Below are 14,736 nucleotides of genomic sequence, written 5' to 3'. Positions count from 1 at the left end.
ATGGACCAGATCCTCGACGTCCCGGAAGGGTTCGAGCGGCATGACCGCAGGAGCCCGGTCACCGACCCTTGGGAGCCGCTGTACCGGCGCATCTCGGGCGACACGGTCGTGCTGGGCCTGCGCGCCGGCGCGGCCCACTGCAACAGCCGCGGTTTCGTCCACGGCGGCCTGATCTCGGCGCTGGCGGACAACGCCATGGGCCTGACCTGCGCGCGCAAGCTGGGCGACCTCTCCAGCCTGGTGACGGTGAACCTCACCGTCGATTTCCTGGGCTCGGCGCTGCAGGGCCAATGGATCGAGTGGGACACGGTGTTCGTGAAGCCGGGCGGCACACTGTGCTTCACCCAGGCCTTCGTCACCGCAGACGGCCAGCCCTGCGCCCGGGCGAACGCGGTGTTCCGTGTGGTGAGAAAGCAGGTGGCGGCATGACCCACTACATCGTCGCTCGTATCGCGATCCACGACCGCGAGCGCTATGGCCAGTACGAGGCCGGCTTCATGCCGATTTTCGCCAAGTATGGCGGCCAGGTGCTGGCCGTGACCGACGCGCCGGAGGTGCTGGAGGGCCCCGCCGACAACCGCCGGCTGGTCATCCTGGCCTTCCCCGTTCGCGACAGCGCGCTGACCTGGGCCGGCTCGCCGGAATACCAGGAGATCGCCAAGCACCGCCTCGCCGCGTCGGACGGCGCGATCGTGATGACGCCGGGGTTCGGCTAGCGCAGCACGATCTCCCGCTCGATCCCGATCGCGTCCACGAAGTCGCGGTCGTGGCTGACCACCAGAAGGGCGCCGTCGTAGCCCGCAAGCGCGGCCTCGACGGCGCCTATGGAGTCCAGGTCCAGGTGGTTGGTCGGCTCGTCCAGGATCAGGAGCTGCGGGGGGCGGTCACCCAGCAGCACGCACGCCAGCGCGGCGCGAAGGCGCTCGCCCCCACTCAGCGCGCGTACGGGCTTCTCGGCGGCCGTGTTGCGGAACAGGAACCGAGCCAGCCCCGCGCGGGCGGCGTTCTCGCTGGAGGCCGGATTGAGTCGGCGGAACGCGGCGATGAGGCTGCCGTAGTCGCCGAGCAGCGCCGTCTGCTGGTCGAGGAAGGCGGCTTCGACGCCCCGGTCGATGCGTCCCACGGTCGGCGACAGCTCGCCGGCGGCCAAGCGGAGCAGAGTGGTCTTTCCCGAGCCGTTCGGACCTGAGACGGCCACGCGCTCGGGGCCGGTGATCCGGAACGACTGCCCGGCGATCAGCTGCGGCCCGTCCCTATAGGCGAACGTCACGTCCTCGAACGCCAACACCGTCTTGCCTGCGGCCAGGCCCGAGGGCGGCAGCTCGAAGGCGAGGCGTCGGACACGCTCGACGGCCGCGTCGGCAATGACCAGGGCCTCGGCAGCCTCGGCCTTCAAGCGTTCCCCGACCGCGCGCTCCCGGCCACCGCTGGCCTCGGCGCGCCCGGCCTTGAAGTCCAGCATGATCTTGGGCTGGTCGCCCCTAGCCCGCGCGCGCTTCCCGGCCGCATCACGGCGGGCCTTCCGTTCGGCGGCGACCTGCACTTCGCGGGCGATCCTCGCGGCGTCCTTCTGGGCGTCGGCCAGGTCGCGGGCCGCCGCGGCCTCCGCTTCAGCCTTGCGCGCCGCATAGAGGTCATAGCCGCCGCCGTAGACCTGGGCGCCGAGGCCCGTGAGTTCCACGATCCGGTCCATCCGGCGCAGCAGCCCACGGTCGTGGCTGACGACGATGGCCCCGCCCTTCCAGCGATCCAGCACCTGCGCCACGCGCTCGCGCGCATCGGCGTCGAGATTGTTCGTGGGCTCGTCGAGGATCAGCACCTCGGGTTCGGCGGCGAGCAGGCCCGCCAAGCTGGCGCGCGTGACCTGGCCGCCGCTGAGGGTCGCCGCCGGCCGGTCGAGGTCCAGGCCCGCGAGGTCCACCTCGGCCAGCGTCGCCTCCAGCCGACTCTCCAGCATCCAGTCGGCGTCGGCCAGGTCGTCCTCGCTGCCCTCCCCAGCCTCTATGCGACGCAACCGCGCCACGCCCTCCGCCACGCCCATCAGCTCGGCGGCGGTGGCGCCCGGCGGCGGGATCAGGGCCTGGCGCAGGACGCCCAACCGACCGCGCACGCTGACCGCGCCGGAAGTGGGTGCAAGCTCCCCGAGGATCAGCCGCAGCAGCGTGGACTTGCCCGCGCCGTTGCGCCCCACCAGGCCGGTGCGTTCGGCCCCGAAGGCCAGGGTCAGGTTGTCGAGAAGGCTCCGGCCGTCAGGCGTGGAATAGCCGAGGCTGTCGAGCGTTACGAAGGCGGGCATGGGCGGACTCGGTGGCGTGGACACAACGGGTGATCGGGTTGTCCAGCGCGAGCCGCATCGGCCTGCTCCTTCGAGTTGAGGTCGGCTATCTAGGCGCGGAGCAGGTTTGGCGCAATCCGGACATGCCATGGCCGCGCCGGGTTGGCGCCGGGCCGCGAGGCGGCCATCTCCGGCGCATGATGCTGCAAGACATCCCGTGGGACATCGCCGAGCGCGAGCTCAACGCTCATGGCTGCGCCGTGCTTTCCGGCCTTCTGCCACCCAGCGAGTGCGAGGCCATGGCCGCCCGCTACGACGGAGCCGGCTTCCGCTCGACGGTGGTCATGGCGCGCCACGGCTTCGGCCAGGGCGAATACCGCTACTTCGCCTATCCGCTGCCCGAACCGATCGCCGATCTGAGGGCCGCGCTCTATCCGCCGCTCGCCGAGATCTCCAACCGCTGGAACACGGCGCTGGGCGAGCGCGTCCGCTATCCTCCGACCCATGCCGAATATGTCGCTCGTTGCCATCAGGCCGGCCAGGTGAGGCCCACGCCGCTCCTGCTGCGCTACGGCCCCGGCGACTACAACTGCCTGCACCAGGATCTTTACGGCGAGCACGTCTTCCCGCTTCAGGTCGCCGTGCTGCTGTCCGAACCGGGACGCGACTTCGAGGGCGGCGAGTTCGTGCTGACCGAGCAGCGGCCGCGGATGCAGTCTCGGGCCGAGGTCGTGCCCCTGCGCCAGGGCGACGCCGTCGTCTTCCCTGTCCACCACCGTCCGGTCCAGGGCGGACGAGGGATCTATCGCGTGAACCTGCGCCATGGCGTGAGCCGGCTCCGCGCCGGCCGGCGGCACACGCTGGGGATCATCTTCCACGACGCCCAATAGGCCCTACCGGCTAGCGGCTTTCGGCCATGTGTTGGCTTCGACACATTGGCTCGGGGTCCGCCCAGGCCGATCCTCGGATCAACAGAAAGGACACCCCATGTCGTTCATCGTCAGCGCCCTGCCGGTGGCGCAATTCGAGCCCCTCTTCGCCTTGTCCGACGCCGAGTTGGCCCAGCGGGGCATCGTCCGGCGCATCGTCGATGGTCCCGGCTCGCCATGCCGTGTGACGTTGGCGGACGCCGAGCCCGGTGAGACCGTCCTGCTCATGAACTACGAGCATCAGCCGGCCGACACCCCGTTCCGTTCGCGCCATGCGATCTTCGTGCGGGAAGGCGCGGAGGACCGCAGATTCGCGGAGGGCGAGATCCCACCGGCGTTCCGCGCGCGCAAGTTCCTGTCGCTGCGCGCGTTCGACGGCGACGGCATGATGGTCGACGCCGACATCACGCCGACCGCCGACCTGCCGGCCGCGATCGATCGGCTGCTAGCCGATCCGCGGGTGGCCTACCTGCACGCCCACTACGCCGGCGCCGGCTGCTATGCCGCGCGCATAGAGCGGGCCTAACGGATCGGTGATGTAACAACGTGAAACCAAAGTGATCTGAGGGGGTTCTGCCGGTCGGTTACACGCTGGAGAGCTTGAATTGGACCGCCTGCCGAAGCTCCTGATCGCCGCCGCCGTGGTGGTCTCGGCCCCGCTTCCCGCCGCCGCCCAGGGATGGCCCGCGACCGTCGTCGCGGGCGCCCCGCAGATGACCGCGCAGAAGCGCCTGCCCATGACCCTCGGCCGCGAAGCCTCCGCGCGCCGCATTTGGAGCGCGCCCCAAACGGCGTACAGCCCCGCCGCGGCCCCCGTCCTTAAGCTGTCCGCGCGGCACGAGCTCGGCCAGGTTCCCGACGTAGACGTGCCGGCCAAGGATGAATGGACCGACGACCAGGGTTTCCGGGTGGGTCCGACGAAGCTAGCCTTCAAGCGCAGGTTCTGAACCCTGCGCCGGACGACGCCCGCAGGATGCTGAAATCCCTGACGCTCGCGCTGAGCCTCGCCGCCGCTTCGTCCCAAGCCCAGGCGCTGGCGACGACGTGCCAGCCGACCCGCGCCGATACCGAGCGGTTGTCCCGCCTGGACCAGGCCTGGAAGGCGGGGCGCGCGGACGCCATTCGCGGTGGAGCCGGCGACGAATTGCGACGGCTCGGGCCAGTGGCCGACCCCCGCGTCGACCTCAACCGCCCGCAGCCCACCCCCGGACGTTACCAGTGCCGGACAATCAAGCTGGGCGCGGCGACGGAGGGAATGCTGCCCTACATCGCGTACGGCTGGTTCAAGTGCCAGGTGACGCTTACGCCTGGCGGCGACCTGATCCTGCGCAAGACGACAGGCTCGCAGCGGCCCGTGGGCCTGATCTGCCCCGACGAACGACGCGCGGCGCGGTTCGTGGGCGTCCTGGAGCTGGGCGATGAGACCCGGACGCCGCGCTACGGCGCCGACGCCGACCGCGACCTCGTCGGTGAGGTGCGCCGGGTGGGAAACGAGCGTTGGCGGGTGGCTTTCCCGTGGCCGGCCTACGAGTCCAAACTGGATATCCTGGAGCTGCGCCGCACGCGCTAGAGGTTGCTTGAGCGTCGGCCCGGGTCGGGCTCTAACTCCAGCAGCGACTCCAGGGGCATTTGCGTGACGGAACAGGCGGCGGCTTCGGCCAAGCGGGTAGAGCTGACGGTCCGGGGCGTCATCCTGGGCGTGCTGATCTGCCTCGTGTTCACGGCAGCCAACGTCTACCTGGGCCTCAAGGTGGGGTTGACCATCGCGACGTCGATCCCGGCGGCCATCATCTCCATGGCCCTGCTCCGCGCGTTCAAGGACGCGACGATCTGGGAGAACAACATCGTCCAGACCGTGGCCTCGGCCGCGGGGGCCATGGCCTCGGTGATCTTCGTCCTGCCGGGCCTGGTGATCGTGGGCGCGTGGAACGGTTTTCCCTTCTGGTCGACGTTCGGCCTCTGCGCGATCGGGGGCGTACTGGGCGTCATGTACACCGTGCCGCTGCGCCGGGCGCTGGTGACCAACTCGCCCCTGCCCTACCCCGAAGGCGTCGCCGCCGCCGAGGTGCTGAAGGTGGGTTCGGGCGTGCGCGGCGAGAACCCCGAGACCGAGGCCGACGGCCGCCGCGGCCTGATGGCCATCGTGCTGGGCGCCGCCGGGTCGGCGCTTTACGCGGCGGCGGTCGGGACCCGCGCCTTCGCCGGAGAGGTCGCGACCTATTTCCGGGTCGGCGCGGGCGCCACGGGTTTCGGCGCCTCGATGTCGCTGGCCCTGTTCGGCGCCGGCCACCTGATGGGTGTGGCCGTGGGGATGGCGATGCTGGCCGGCGTGGTCATCGCGTGGGGGATCGCGGTGCCGGTCCTGACCGTGATGTATCCCGACGCGGCGGCCTCGGCGGCCGACGCCGCGGGGGCGATCTGGACCTCGAAGGTCCGGTTCATCGGCGCCGGCGCCATCGGCATTTCGGCGATCTGGACACTGGCCAAGCTGGCGGCCCCCGTCTGGAACGGCATCTCGAGCGCCCTCGCCGCCCAGGCGCAACGCGCCGCGGGCGCCGGTTCGGGCCTCGACCGCACCGAGCAGGACATCCCGATCGGGGTGGTGGCGGGCGTGTCGGCCGTCTGCCTGATCCCCATGGGCCTGCTGATCCACAGCTTCGTCGCGACCGGAGAACTGGCGCCGCTCGCCATCCCGCTCACCCTGGCGGCGCTGGCCTACATCGCGGTCATCGGCTTCGCGATCGCCGGGGTCTGCGGCTACATGGCCGGCCTGATCGGTTCGTCGAACAGCCCGGTGTCCGGCCTGGCGATCCTGGCCGTCCTCGGGGCGTCGCTGATCGTGGCGGCTATCTGCGGCGGCATGGTGCTGGGCGACGCCAAGCCGGCCATCGCCTTCGCCCTGCTGGTGACCGGGGCCTTGCTGGCCGTGGCCGTGGCCGCCAACGACAACCTGCAGGACCTCAAGACCGGCCAGCTCGTCGACGCCACGCCCTGGCGCCAGCAGGCCGCGCTGGTGGTGGGCGTGATCGCGGGATCGGCGATGATCCCAATCATCCTGGACCTGCTCGACCGTTCGAACGGCTTCGCGGGCGCCGCCAATCTGAACGCCATCGCCGACGATCCCCTGCCCGCGCCGCAGGCGACCCTGATCTCGACCATCGCCAAAGGGGTGATCTCGGGGGACCTGGACTGGGGGCTGATCGGAGTCGGCGCGCTGGTCGGCGTCGGACTCATCGTCGTCGACGAGCTGCTGCGGCGGACTAAGAAGTACAGCCTGCCGCCGCTGGGCGTGGGCATGGCGATCTACCTGCCGGCCACGCTGATCCTGCCGGTGGTGGCCGGCGCCGTCGCGGGCTGGCTCTACGACAGGCGGGCGGCGCGGCGCCCCGACGGCGAGGCCGCCAAGCGCCTGGGCGTGCTGGTGGTGTCGGGCCTGATTGTCGGCGAGAGCCTGTTCAACGTCGCGCTGTCGGGCCTGATCGTGGCGACAAACTCCGGCTCGCCGCTGGCCATCGTGCCCGAGGGCTTCCCGCCCGCGCCGGTGCTGGCGATCGTCGGCTATGTGGCGGTCACGGGCGGGCTCTACGCCTGGGCCGCCCGCCGAAGGGCCTAGCCGCTTGGCGGCAGCGACGGCCGGAACCCCGTTAAGCGGGCTCGCGCGTCTCAAGCTCGGCGTCGGTGGCCACCAGCACGAACGGGCGATCGTCGACAGGGCCGTCCCTTGCTTCGGCGCCGGTCCCCTGCAGGTCCGAGTCGTCGGCCGGACCTGCGATCGCGATCCGGTAGCCCTGCTGCAGCAGGCGCCGCCCCTGGTCGGCGGCCGCGGCGGCCGTCGGGTGAAAGCTCACTAAGGTCTGGGTCATTCCCCACCCTATTTGCTGATGGCCGCCAGCGCGTTGGCCAGCGTACCGGGATCGATGAAGTCGATGGCCTGGCCCGCGTTGAGGCGCTCCAGACACTGGGCGCGGGACTGGCCGTTGCAGCGCGCCACGATACTGCCGCGCGCGCCGGCCGCCGCGTCGAGCGCGGCGAGCTTCGGCTGGAATTCCGCATCCGGCAGCCCGCCCAGATAGGTGACGACCTTGCCCCGGAGGGCGGTCGACTGTTCGGCCGCCGCCACCGCCGCGGCGACGCGCTTGGGGTCGTCCAGCAAGGCGGCCAGTTCCCCGGTCGCCGGCGTGGCCGCCGCGCTGTCGGCGGCCTCGCTGGTGGCGACCAACGCCGCGCCGCCCTTCAGCGCCAGCATCTGGGCAGCCAACCCGGTCGCGAAATACTGCGCCACGCCGCCGCTCGCCGTGGCGTTGTTGCCGCTGCCGTTGAACTTGGCCCCGAAGCTGCCCAGGACCGAGTAGGTGTCGAGGCTATCCCCGCGCCGGCCGACCAGGATGCAGGGTGGCAGGTCCGTGGCGGTCATGGAGGCCTGCACCGCGGGGCTCACGGCGCAAGGCTGCAGATTGCCGTTGTCGTCGGCCTTCACATTGGCCACCAGGGGCATGACCACCGCCTCCTGACGCTCGTACCCCACGCTGACCGAAGGCACATTGGAGGCGGTCGTGCCGGCCGTGATGCCGAAGCTCGTATTGGTCGCGAAGATGAGCGTGTTGGAATGACGCGTCATCTGTGCGCAGCCGCTGAAGGCGGCGGCTGCGACGGCAAGGGCGGCGAGGCGCCCGAAAAATTGGCGATGCAAGCTGGTCGCTCCCCGAGTTCAGCGAGAATCCTGGCGGCCTGGGCGGCCTCCACCGTGGACCGAATGATCACAATCAACTGGCACTGGGCCGGGTCGGCAGAGACCTCCTCCGAGCGGCGCCAGCCGACGAATCCGCCAGCGCCCCAGCCGAGGCCCAACACGCGCCGATCGACGGCTCGGATGTCGCCGACCTTTTCGACCGGCTTGGTCTGCATCACTCCCAGCAGATAGCCGGGGCGGTCGTCGCCCGCCTCCACGGCCGCGCACCCTCCCAAGGAGAGCGCGAGCGCCAGGATCGCGAGCATCCGCATCATAGTTAAGCTTATACCTTAGGTCGCGCCCCGACAAGCCACAGCCTTTTGGCGATCCGACAGAGCGGAGACTCTGCTGCCACCATGGTGTCAGCAGCCTACGCGCGCGCATGGTCGCAGGCGCTTTGTTCGCGGTCCGTTCCCGTGTTATCCCTGAGTCCCGTCACCTACATTAGGCGGCCTCGCGAAAGGACCCTTTCGCGGGCTCTCCGTGTTTCCGGGACAGTATGGCCGACCAGCACAACCTCATCCGCGTGCGCGGTGCGCGCGAGCACAATCTCAAGGACGTGAGCGTCGACATTCCGCGCGGCGAACTCGTCGTCATCACCGGGCTGTCCGGCTCCGGCAAGAGCTCGCTCGCCTTCGACACGATCTATGCCGAGGGCCAGCGCCGCTACGTCGAGAGCCTGTCGGCCTATGCGCGACAGTTCCTGGAGCTGATGAGCAAGCCGGACGTGGACCTGATCGAGGGCCTGTCGCCGGCCATCTCGATCGAGCAGAAGACCACCAGCCGCAATCCGCGGTCGACCGTCGGCACGGTCACCGAGATCCACGACTACATGCGCCTGCTGTGGGCGCGGGTGGGCGTGCCCTATTCGCCGGCCACCGGCCTGCCGATCGAGAGCCAGACCATCTCCATGATGGTCGACAAGCTGAATGCGCTGCCGGACGGCACGCGCCTGAACCTGCTGGCCCCCGTCGTGCGCGGCCGCAAGGGCGAGTACCGCAAGGAATTCGCCGAGTGGCAGAAGGCGGGCTTTCAGCGCGTGAAGATCAACGGCGAGCTGATGCTGATCGAGGACGCGCCTGCCCTCGACAAGAAGTTCAAACACGACATCGACATCGTGGTGGACAGGATCGTCACCAAGGCGGGCCAGGAGGCTCGCTACGCCGACAGCCTCGAGACCGCGCTCAAGCTCGCGGACGGGATCGCCGTGGCCGAGTGGGCCGACAAGGACCCGACCGAGAACGAGCCCAGGCGCATGCTGTTCTCCGAGAAGTTCGCCTGCCCGGTCTCCGGCTTCACGATCACCGAGGTCGAGCCGCGGCTGTTCTCGTTCAACAACCCGTACGGCGCCTGCCCGGTGTGCGACGGCCTGGGCGCCAAGCTGGCGTTCGACGCCGACATGGTCGTGCCCGACAAGGACAAGAGCCTGCACAAGGGGGCGATCTCGCCCTGGGCCAAGGGGCCCTCGCCGCTCTACACCCAGACGCTGCAGGCGTTGAGCCGCCACTACGGCTTCTCGATGGACGAGCCGTTCTGGAAGCTTAGCGACCCGGCCAAGAACGTGATCCTGTACGGCTCGGGCGCCGAGAAGATCCGGTTCGTCTACGACGACAACGCCCGCAAATACGAGGTCAACAAGACCTTCGAGGGCGTGCTCCCGAACCTGGAACGCCGCTGGCGCGAGACCGACAGCTCGTGGGTGCGCGAGGAGCTGGGCCGCTACCAGTCCGAGACGCCCTGCCTGGCCTGCGAAGGGTATCGCCTGAAGCCCGAGGCCCTGGCGGTGAAGATCGCCGGGCGGCACATCGGCGAGGCGTCGCGCCTGTCGATCCGCCACGCCCAGGAGTGGTTCGAGGGGCTGGAGGCCCAACTCACCGACAAGCAGATGGAGATCGCCCGGCGGATCCTGAAGGAGATCAACGACCGCCTGCGGTTCCTGGTCAACGTGGGCCTGGACTACCTCAACATGTCCCGCTCGTCGGGCACGCTGAGCGGCGGCGAGAGCCAGCGGATCCGGCTCGCCAGCCAGATCGGCTCGGGCCTGACGGGCGTGCTCTACGTGCTGGACGAGCCCAGCATCGGCCTGCACCAGCGGGACAACACCCGCCTGCTGACCTCGCTGAAGGGGCTGCGCGACCTGGGCAATTCGGTGCTGGTGGTCGAGCATGACGAGGAGGCCATCCTCACCGCCGACCATGTGATCGACATGGGTCCGGCGGCCGGGGTGCACGGCGGCCAGATCATCGCCGAGGGCAAGCCGGCCGACATCATGGCCAACCCCAAGAGCCTGACGGGCCAGTATCTGGTCGGCTCGCGCGAGATCGCGGTCCCAGACGACCGCCGGCCGATCGGCAAGAAGAAGCTGCGCGTGGTCGGGGCCACGGGCAACAACCTGAAGAACGTGACCGCCGAGATCCCGGTGGGCACGTTCACCTGCATCACGGGCGTCAGCGGCGGGGGCAAGTCGACCTTCACCATCGAGACGCTCTACAAGGCGGCCGCGCGTCGGCTGCACAACGCCTCGGACGCGCCGGCCCCGCACGAGCGGATTGAGGGGCTGGAGAACTTCGACAAGGTCATCGACATCGACCAGTCGCCGATCGGCCGCACGCCGCGGTCCAACCCGGCCACCTACACCGGGGCCTTCCAGCCCATCCGCGATTGGTTCGCCGGCCTGCCGGAAGCCAAGGCGCGCGGGTACGGCCCCGGCCGGTTCAGCTTCAACGTCAAGGGCGGCCGCTGCGAGGCCTGCCAGGGCGACGGGCTGATCAAGATCGAGATGCACTTCCTGCCGGACGTGTACGTCACCTGCGACGTCTGCCACGGCCGCCGCTACAACCGCGAGACGCTGGAGATCCTGTTCAAGGGCAAGAGCATCGCCGACACCTTGGACATGACCGTCGAGGAGGCCGCCGAGTTCTTCAAGGCGGTGCCGCCGATCCGCGACAAGATGGAGACGCTGAAGCGCGTCGGCCTGGGCTACGTGAAGGTCGGCCAGCAGGCGACCACCCTCTCGGGCGGCGAGGCGCAGCGGGTGAAGCTGTCGAAGGAGCTGTCGCGGCGGGCGACCGGCAAGACGCTGTACATCCTGGACGAACCCACCACCGGCCTGCACTTCGAGGACGTGAAGAAGCTGCTCGAGGTGCTGCACGAGCTGGCCGACCAGGGGAACACGGTGGTGGTCATCGAGCACAACCTGGACGTCGTGAAGACCGCCGACTGGCTGGTCGACTTCGGCCCCGAGGGCGGCGACGGCGGCGGTGAGATCGTGGCGCAGGGCAGCCCCGAAAAGGTCGCGGCCGAGCCCCGCAGCTGGACGGGGCGCTACCTGGGCGAGCTCCTGGAACGCCACCGCCAGCGCAAGACCGAGCGCAAGAAGAAGCTGGTCGGGGCCTAGGCCCCGACCCGCGCCAGCACCTCCATGGGCATCGGGCCGGCGGCCAGCACCTTTTCGTGCCAGTCGCGGACATCGAAGGCGGCGCCCTGGCGCCTGCGGGCCGTCTCCCGGGTCCTCAACAGCTCCAGGCGGCCGATCATGAAGGCGCAGGCCTGGCCGGGGTAGACGCAGTAGCGGTCGACCTCGCGCTGGGCGGACATGGGCTGTTCGCCCGCTTCGTCGACCATCCAGCGGGTCGCCTCGGCTCGGGACCAGCGCTTGTGGTGCAGGCCGGTGTCGACGACGATCCGCGCGGCCCGGAACAGCGCCGACTGCACCGCGCCGATGCGGCCGAACGGGTCGTTCTCATAGGCGCCGATCTCCACCGCCACCTGCTCGGCGTAGAGCGCCCAGCCCTCCACATAGGCCGAGTACTGCGCGAAGCTCTTGTAGAGTGGCAGGTTTGCGCCGGACGCGGTGCGGAAGACGGCGTTCTGGAGGTGGTGGCCGGGGTCGCCCTCATGGTGCAGCAGGGTCTTGAGCCGCCACGTGGGCCACTCCCCGGTCGACTTCAGGTTGATCGAGATGATCCCCGGCCGTGAGCCATCGGCCGGCGGCCCTTCATAGTAGGCGCCGGGCGCGCCGGCTTCGATGGAGACCGGGATCCGGTCGACGGTGATGTCGCGGTCGGGGAGCGTTCGGAAGGCGCGCGGCAGCAGGCCGTGCAGGCGCGCTAGGTGAGCGCGCGAGTCCGCGAGGATCTCGGCACGCCCGGCGTCGGTGTCGGGCTTCAGGAACCGCGGGTCGTGATCCAGGCCGCGGATCCGCTCGGCCACCGCGCCTTGGGTCAGGCCCTGGGCCCGCAGCAGACCATCCAGCTCGGCCTGGAGATCGCGGAAGACGCTCAGTCCCAGCTGGTGCATCTCCTCCGGCGGCATGCGGATGGTGGTGTTGGAGCGCAGGCCGAGCGCATACCAGGCGTCGCCCTCGGGCTGGCGCCAGACGCCGGCGTCGGATCCCGCCCGCAACCGCAACGACCGCAGGGCCGCGATTTGCCGGTTGAGGGCGGGCATGACGAGCTCGTCCAGGATCCCGCGCGCGGCCAGGGCCACGCCCGGAAGACCCGCCTCGGCGGCGCGGGCGGCCGGTCCGTCGGTCAGGGCAGCCGACGCGCCGCCGCGCAGATCCACGAGCTGGGACACGGTCCGATCGATGACGAAGTCCGGCGGAATCACACCGGCCGCGGCGTCGGTTCGAATCCCTTGGGTCTCGCCGTCCAGCACGCGGGCGAAATCGGCCAAGCGGGACAGGTAAAGCTCCGCATCCGCGCGGCTCTTGATCGGCTCCCGGGCGAAGTCCTGCGGCTGCCAGTAGTAGGCGCCGGTCATCTGGGACACGAGGTAAGGCCCCGGGCGCAGCGCGTGATCCTGGAAGCCGTAGCGCGAGCCCACCTCGTCCAGCATCTCATAGGCGAAAGCGGCGCTGTCGTAGTCGACGAGGCGCGGCGGGCTGAGCGCCTTGCGGTCGATCTTCGCCAGTTCCGCACGCCAGCGTCGCGCAGCGGCCACCGCAGCGGCCTTTCCGGCCGGCGACCGGTCGTCGAGCTTCCCGCGCGCCGCCCGGCCCCTGGCGTCGGTCAGCAAAGAGGCCGCCGCCTCGGGCGACATGGCGAGGTGCTCGTCCATGTGGCGCGACAGGAGGGCGACGAGCGCCGCATCGGCGTCGGGCGCGGCATCGGCCCTCCCGCCCATCGCCGCCAGCGCACCAGCGCCCAAGAGAACGTCGCGGCGATGAGGCATGGCTACTCCGGCACTAGTCGCAAACACTTGTTCGAAATAGCCTAGCCTCCAACCACGAAGGGACGGAACACATGATCCTCTACGGCGCGCCAAATCCGGCGCCGAATCCGCGGCGCGTGCGCATCTTCCTCGCCGAAAAGGGGATCGACCTACCCGAAACGCCGGTGAACCTGATGAAGCGGGAGCACAAGAGCGAGGAGCACAAGGCGCGCAACTCGATGGGCCAAGTGCCGACGTTGGAGCTGGATGACGGGACCTGCATCTCGGAGACGGTCTCGATCTGCCGCTACTTCGAAGCCACCAACCCGACCCCGCCGCTGTTTGGGACCACGCCGGTCGAGCAGGCGCTGATCGACATGTGGATCCGCCGCATCGAGTTCACGGTGATGACGCCGGTCGGCATGTATTGGCGCCACGCCCACCCGCGCACGGCGGCGCTGTTGACCCAGTACAAGGACTTCGGCGAGTCGAACGCCGGGACCTACAAGGGCGCCCAGAAATGGCTGGACCGCGAACTGGACGGCAAGGCGTACGTGGCCGGCGACACCTATTCCATGGCCGACATCTGCCTGCAGTCGACGGTGGACTTCGCCGAGTGGATCGGCCTGCCGATGGAGCCGGAGTTCGCCAACCTCAAGGCCTGGCACGAGCGCGTGAGCGCCCGGCCCAGCGCCCAGGCCTGAGAAGGGCCTAGGCGAAATCGTCTGCCGCGCGCTCGTCGACCAGGACCAGCTCGCGGTAGGCGACCGCAAAGGGCGCGTAGATCATCACGATCTGCAGGACCTGCAGCAGGAGCTGCATCACCAGGGTGATCATGGCGGCGATGGCGGTGAGTGGGGTCAGGCGGCCGATGTCCTGCATCGCCGCCTCGCCGCCCGAGAGCTCGACGACGGCGAAAGTGATGATGCTGAACAGGATCCAGACGATCACGTAGAAGATCACCGCCAGGACGATCATGCCGAACAGCTGCCAGAAGTGGCCCTTGGTCCGCGACCAGGCCAGTCGGAGCGACACCTGGCCGGTCTCAAACACCGTGGGCAGCAGCAGCGAGAGCCGCACGCCGATCCAGACGCCGAAGACGACCACGAGCCCGATGGCGAGGGCCGCGCCGATCGAACCGGCCTGGGCCGCGCCGGCGGTGAAGATGACGCCGACCACCACGGAAAGGGCATAGAGGCCGATGCACAGCAGGTTGGCGGCGGTGAGCTTGAGCTCGGTGCGGCTCAGCTTCAGGTGCGCGAACCCGTGCTCCTCGGGCCGCAGGACCAGGCGCATGACCCCGCCGGTGATGATCGACATCAGCAGCGCCGTCATCAGCAGCACCAGGATGAAGGCGGGCCACGACGCAGCCAACAGGTCGCCCACGGTCTCAAGGTCGGAGCTGCTGAGCTGGCCCTTGCGCGCGAGCGTGATGAACTGAGGCCCGAGCGTGGCCATCATCACCATGGCGATCAGCAGGATGCCGCCGAAGTAGACGGCGCTCCACGCGAGCATCACGCCCGGGTGTTCCTTGGTCAGGCGGAAGCCTTCCATGGCCGCGTCGCTGGGAGAAAACCTGTGCATCCGTCCTGCTTGGTCCGAGTGCGACTCGGCCAGCCCCTTCAGGCCGAACCTTGCCGTGCGCCCTC

Annotated in this window: 15 protein-coding genes; 9 read left to right on the top strand and 6 right to left on the bottom strand. The window is 69.7% G+C overall.

Going from position 1 to position 14,736, the window contains the following annotated elements; all coding sequences use genetic code 11:
- Both ACODSY_RS14300 and ACODSY_RS14295 read left to right on the top strand, forming a co-directional pair.
- On the top strand, window positions 1-429 hold the full coding sequence (locus tag ACODSY_RS14300) for a PaaI family thioesterase (protein ID WP_488952427.1): 429 nt from the start codon (window positions 1-3) through the stop codon (window positions 427-429).
- Window positions 426-716: a DUF1330 domain-containing protein gene (locus ACODSY_RS14295; protein ID WP_488952426.1), complete on the top strand. Its 291-nt coding sequence runs from the start codon at window positions 426-428 to the stop codon at window positions 714-716. The genes ACODSY_RS14300 and ACODSY_RS14295 overlap by 4 nt, the downstream gene beginning before the upstream one ends.
- Here ACODSY_RS14295 and ACODSY_RS14290 read toward each other — a convergent pair.
- Window positions 713-2,296, bottom strand: a complete 1,584-nt coding sequence (locus ACODSY_RS14290) for an ABC-F family ATP-binding cassette domain-containing protein (protein ID WP_488952425.1) — start codon at window positions 2,294-2,296, stop codon at window positions 713-715. The genes ACODSY_RS14295 and ACODSY_RS14290 overlap by 4 nt on opposite strands.
- Before the next feature lie 176 nt (window positions 2,297-2,472).
- Here ACODSY_RS14290 and ACODSY_RS14285 point away from each other — a divergent pair, with 176 nt between their 5' ends.
- The 5 genes from ACODSY_RS14285 (at window position 2,473) to ACODSY_RS14265 (ending at window position 6,817) form a co-directional block, all read left to right on the top strand.
- Window positions 2,473-3,165: a 2OG-Fe(II) oxygenase gene (locus ACODSY_RS14285; protein WP_488952424.1), complete on the top strand. Its 693-nt coding sequence runs from the start codon at window positions 2,473-2,475 to the stop codon at window positions 3,163-3,165.
- 97 nt (window positions 3,166-3,262) lie between these two features.
- Window positions 3,263-3,730 carry a DUF1203 domain-containing protein gene (locus tag ACODSY_RS14280; RefSeq protein WP_488952423.1) on the top strand — a complete coding sequence of 156 codons (468 nt, stop codon included), beginning with the start codon at window positions 3,263-3,265 and terminating at the stop codon, window positions 3,728-3,730.
- Between the two features lie 79 nt (window positions 3,731-3,809).
- Window positions 3,810-4,151, top strand: a complete 342-nt coding sequence (locus ACODSY_RS14275) for a hypothetical protein (RefSeq protein ID WP_488952422.1) — start codon at window positions 3,810-3,812, stop codon at window positions 4,149-4,151.
- Window positions 4,152-4,177: 26 nt separating this feature from the next.
- On the top strand, window positions 4,178-4,774 hold the full coding sequence (locus ACODSY_RS14270; protein ID WP_488952421.1) for a DUF4893 domain-containing protein: 597 nt from the start codon (window positions 4,178-4,180) through the stop codon (window positions 4,772-4,774).
- Between the two features lie 63 nt (window positions 4,775-4,837).
- Window positions 4,838-6,817: an OPT family oligopeptide transporter gene (locus ACODSY_RS14265; protein ID WP_488952420.1), complete on the top strand. Its 1,980-nt coding sequence runs from the start codon at window positions 4,838-4,840 to the stop codon at window positions 6,815-6,817.
- A 31-nt stretch (window positions 6,818-6,848) separates the two neighbouring features.
- Here ACODSY_RS14265 and ACODSY_RS14260 read toward each other — a convergent pair whose 3' ends face one another.
- From ACODSY_RS14260 to ACODSY_RS14250, 3 genes are read right to left on the bottom strand one after another with little or no spacing between them, the layout of a single operon-like run.
- On the bottom strand, window positions 6,849-7,067 hold the full coding sequence (locus ACODSY_RS14260) for a hypothetical protein (RefSeq protein ID WP_488952419.1): 219 nt from the start codon (window positions 7,065-7,067) through the stop codon (window positions 6,849-6,851).
- 8 nt (window positions 7,068-7,075) lie between these two features.
- Window positions 7,076-7,822 (bottom strand): hypothetical protein, encoded by a 747-nt coding sequence (locus ACODSY_RS14255; RefSeq protein WP_488952418.1) that lies wholly within the window; start codon window positions 7,820-7,822, stop codon window positions 7,076-7,078.
- Window positions 7,819-8,199, bottom strand: a complete 381-nt coding sequence (locus tag ACODSY_RS14250; RefSeq protein WP_488952417.1) for a hypothetical protein — start codon at window positions 8,197-8,199, stop codon at window positions 7,819-7,821. The genes ACODSY_RS14255 and ACODSY_RS14250 overlap by 4 nt, the downstream gene beginning before the upstream one ends.
- A 233-nt stretch (window positions 8,200-8,432) precedes the next feature.
- Between ACODSY_RS14250 and uvrA the strand changes: the two genes are divergently transcribed.
- The gene (gene uvrA, locus ACODSY_RS14245; protein ID WP_488952416.1) at window positions 8,433-11,330 is read left to right on the top strand and encodes an excinuclease ABC subunit UvrA; all 2,898 of its coding nucleotides are present in this window, start codon (window positions 8,433-8,435) and stop codon (window positions 11,328-11,330) included.
- Here uvrA and ACODSY_RS14240 read toward each other — a convergent pair.
- Window positions 11,327-13,108 (bottom strand): DUF885 domain-containing protein, encoded by a 1,782-nt coding sequence (locus tag ACODSY_RS14240; protein ID WP_488952415.1) that lies wholly within the window; start codon window positions 13,106-13,108, stop codon window positions 11,327-11,329. The two genes, uvrA and ACODSY_RS14240, sit on opposite strands and share 4 nt — an antisense overlap.
- Before the next feature lie 71 nt (window positions 13,109-13,179).
- Here ACODSY_RS14240 and ACODSY_RS14235 point away from each other — a divergent pair, with 71 nt between their 5' ends.
- Window positions 13,180-13,791, top strand: coding sequence for a glutathione S-transferase family protein (locus tag ACODSY_RS14235; protein WP_488952414.1), 612 nt, complete (start codon window positions 13,180-13,182; stop codon window positions 13,789-13,791).
- A gap of 7 nt (window positions 13,792-13,798) precedes the next feature.
- Here ACODSY_RS14235 and ACODSY_RS14230 read toward each other — a convergent pair whose 3' ends face one another.
- Window positions 13,799-14,671 (bottom strand): hypothetical protein, encoded by an 873-nt coding sequence (locus ACODSY_RS14230; RefSeq protein ID WP_488952413.1) that lies wholly within the window; start codon window positions 14,669-14,671, stop codon window positions 13,799-13,801.
- Window positions 14,672-14,736 lie beyond the last annotated feature (65 nt).

This window comes from Phenylobacterium sp. FG114, assembly GCF_057809855.1.
Note: the sequence above shows the minus strand (reverse complement) of the source record. Positions and strands in the feature narration are given on the sequence as shown.

Bases quoted from the DNA above. Each gene is read 5' to 3' on its own strand.
- ACODSY_RS14295 (WP_488952426.1), top strand. From the start codon at position 426: ATGACCCACTACATCGTCGCTCGTATCGCGATCCACGACCGCGAGCGC.
- ACODSY_RS14270 (WP_488952421.1), top strand. From the start codon at position 4,178: ATGCTGAAATCCCTGACGCTCGCGCTGAGCCTCGCCGCCGCTTCGTCC.
- ACODSY_RS14260 (WP_488952419.1), bottom strand. From the start codon at position 7,067: ATGACCCAGACCTTAGTGAGCTTTCACCCGACGGCCGCCGCGGCCGCC.
- ACODSY_RS14235 (WP_488952414.1), top strand. From the start codon at position 13,180: ATGATCCTCTACGGCGCGCCAAATCCGGCGCCGAATCCGCGGCGCGTG.
- ACODSY_RS14250 (WP_488952417.1), bottom strand. From the start codon at position 8,199: ATGCTCGCGATCCTGGCGCTCGCGCTCTCCTTGGGAGGGTGCGCGGCC.
- ACODSY_RS14230 (WP_488952413.1), bottom strand. From the start codon at position 14,671: ATGCACAGGTTTTCTCCCAGCGACGCGGCCATGGAAGGCTTCCGCCTG.
- uvrA (WP_488952416.1), top strand. From the start codon at position 8,433: ATGGCCGACCAGCACAACCTCATCCGCGTGCGCGGTGCGCGCGAGCAC.
- ACODSY_RS14300 (WP_488952427.1), top strand. From the start codon at position 1: ATGGACCAGATCCTCGACGTCCCGGAAGGGTTCGAGCGGCATGACCGC.
- ACODSY_RS14240 (WP_488952415.1), bottom strand. From the start codon at position 13,108: ATGCCTCATCGCCGCGACGTTCTCTTGGGCGCTGGTGCGCTGGCGGCG.
- ACODSY_RS14285 (WP_488952424.1), top strand. From the start codon at position 2,473: ATGATGCTGCAAGACATCCCGTGGGACATCGCCGAGCGCGAGCTCAAC.
- ACODSY_RS14290 (WP_488952425.1), bottom strand. From the start codon at position 2,296: ATGCCCGCCTTCGTAACGCTCGACAGCCTCGGCTATTCCACGCCTGAC.
- ACODSY_RS14280 (WP_488952423.1), top strand. From the start codon at position 3,263: ATGTCGTTCATCGTCAGCGCCCTGCCGGTGGCGCAATTCGAGCCCCTC.
- ACODSY_RS14255 (WP_488952418.1), bottom strand. From the start codon at position 7,822: ATGACGCGTCATTCCAACACGCTCATCTTCGCGACCAATACGAGCTTC.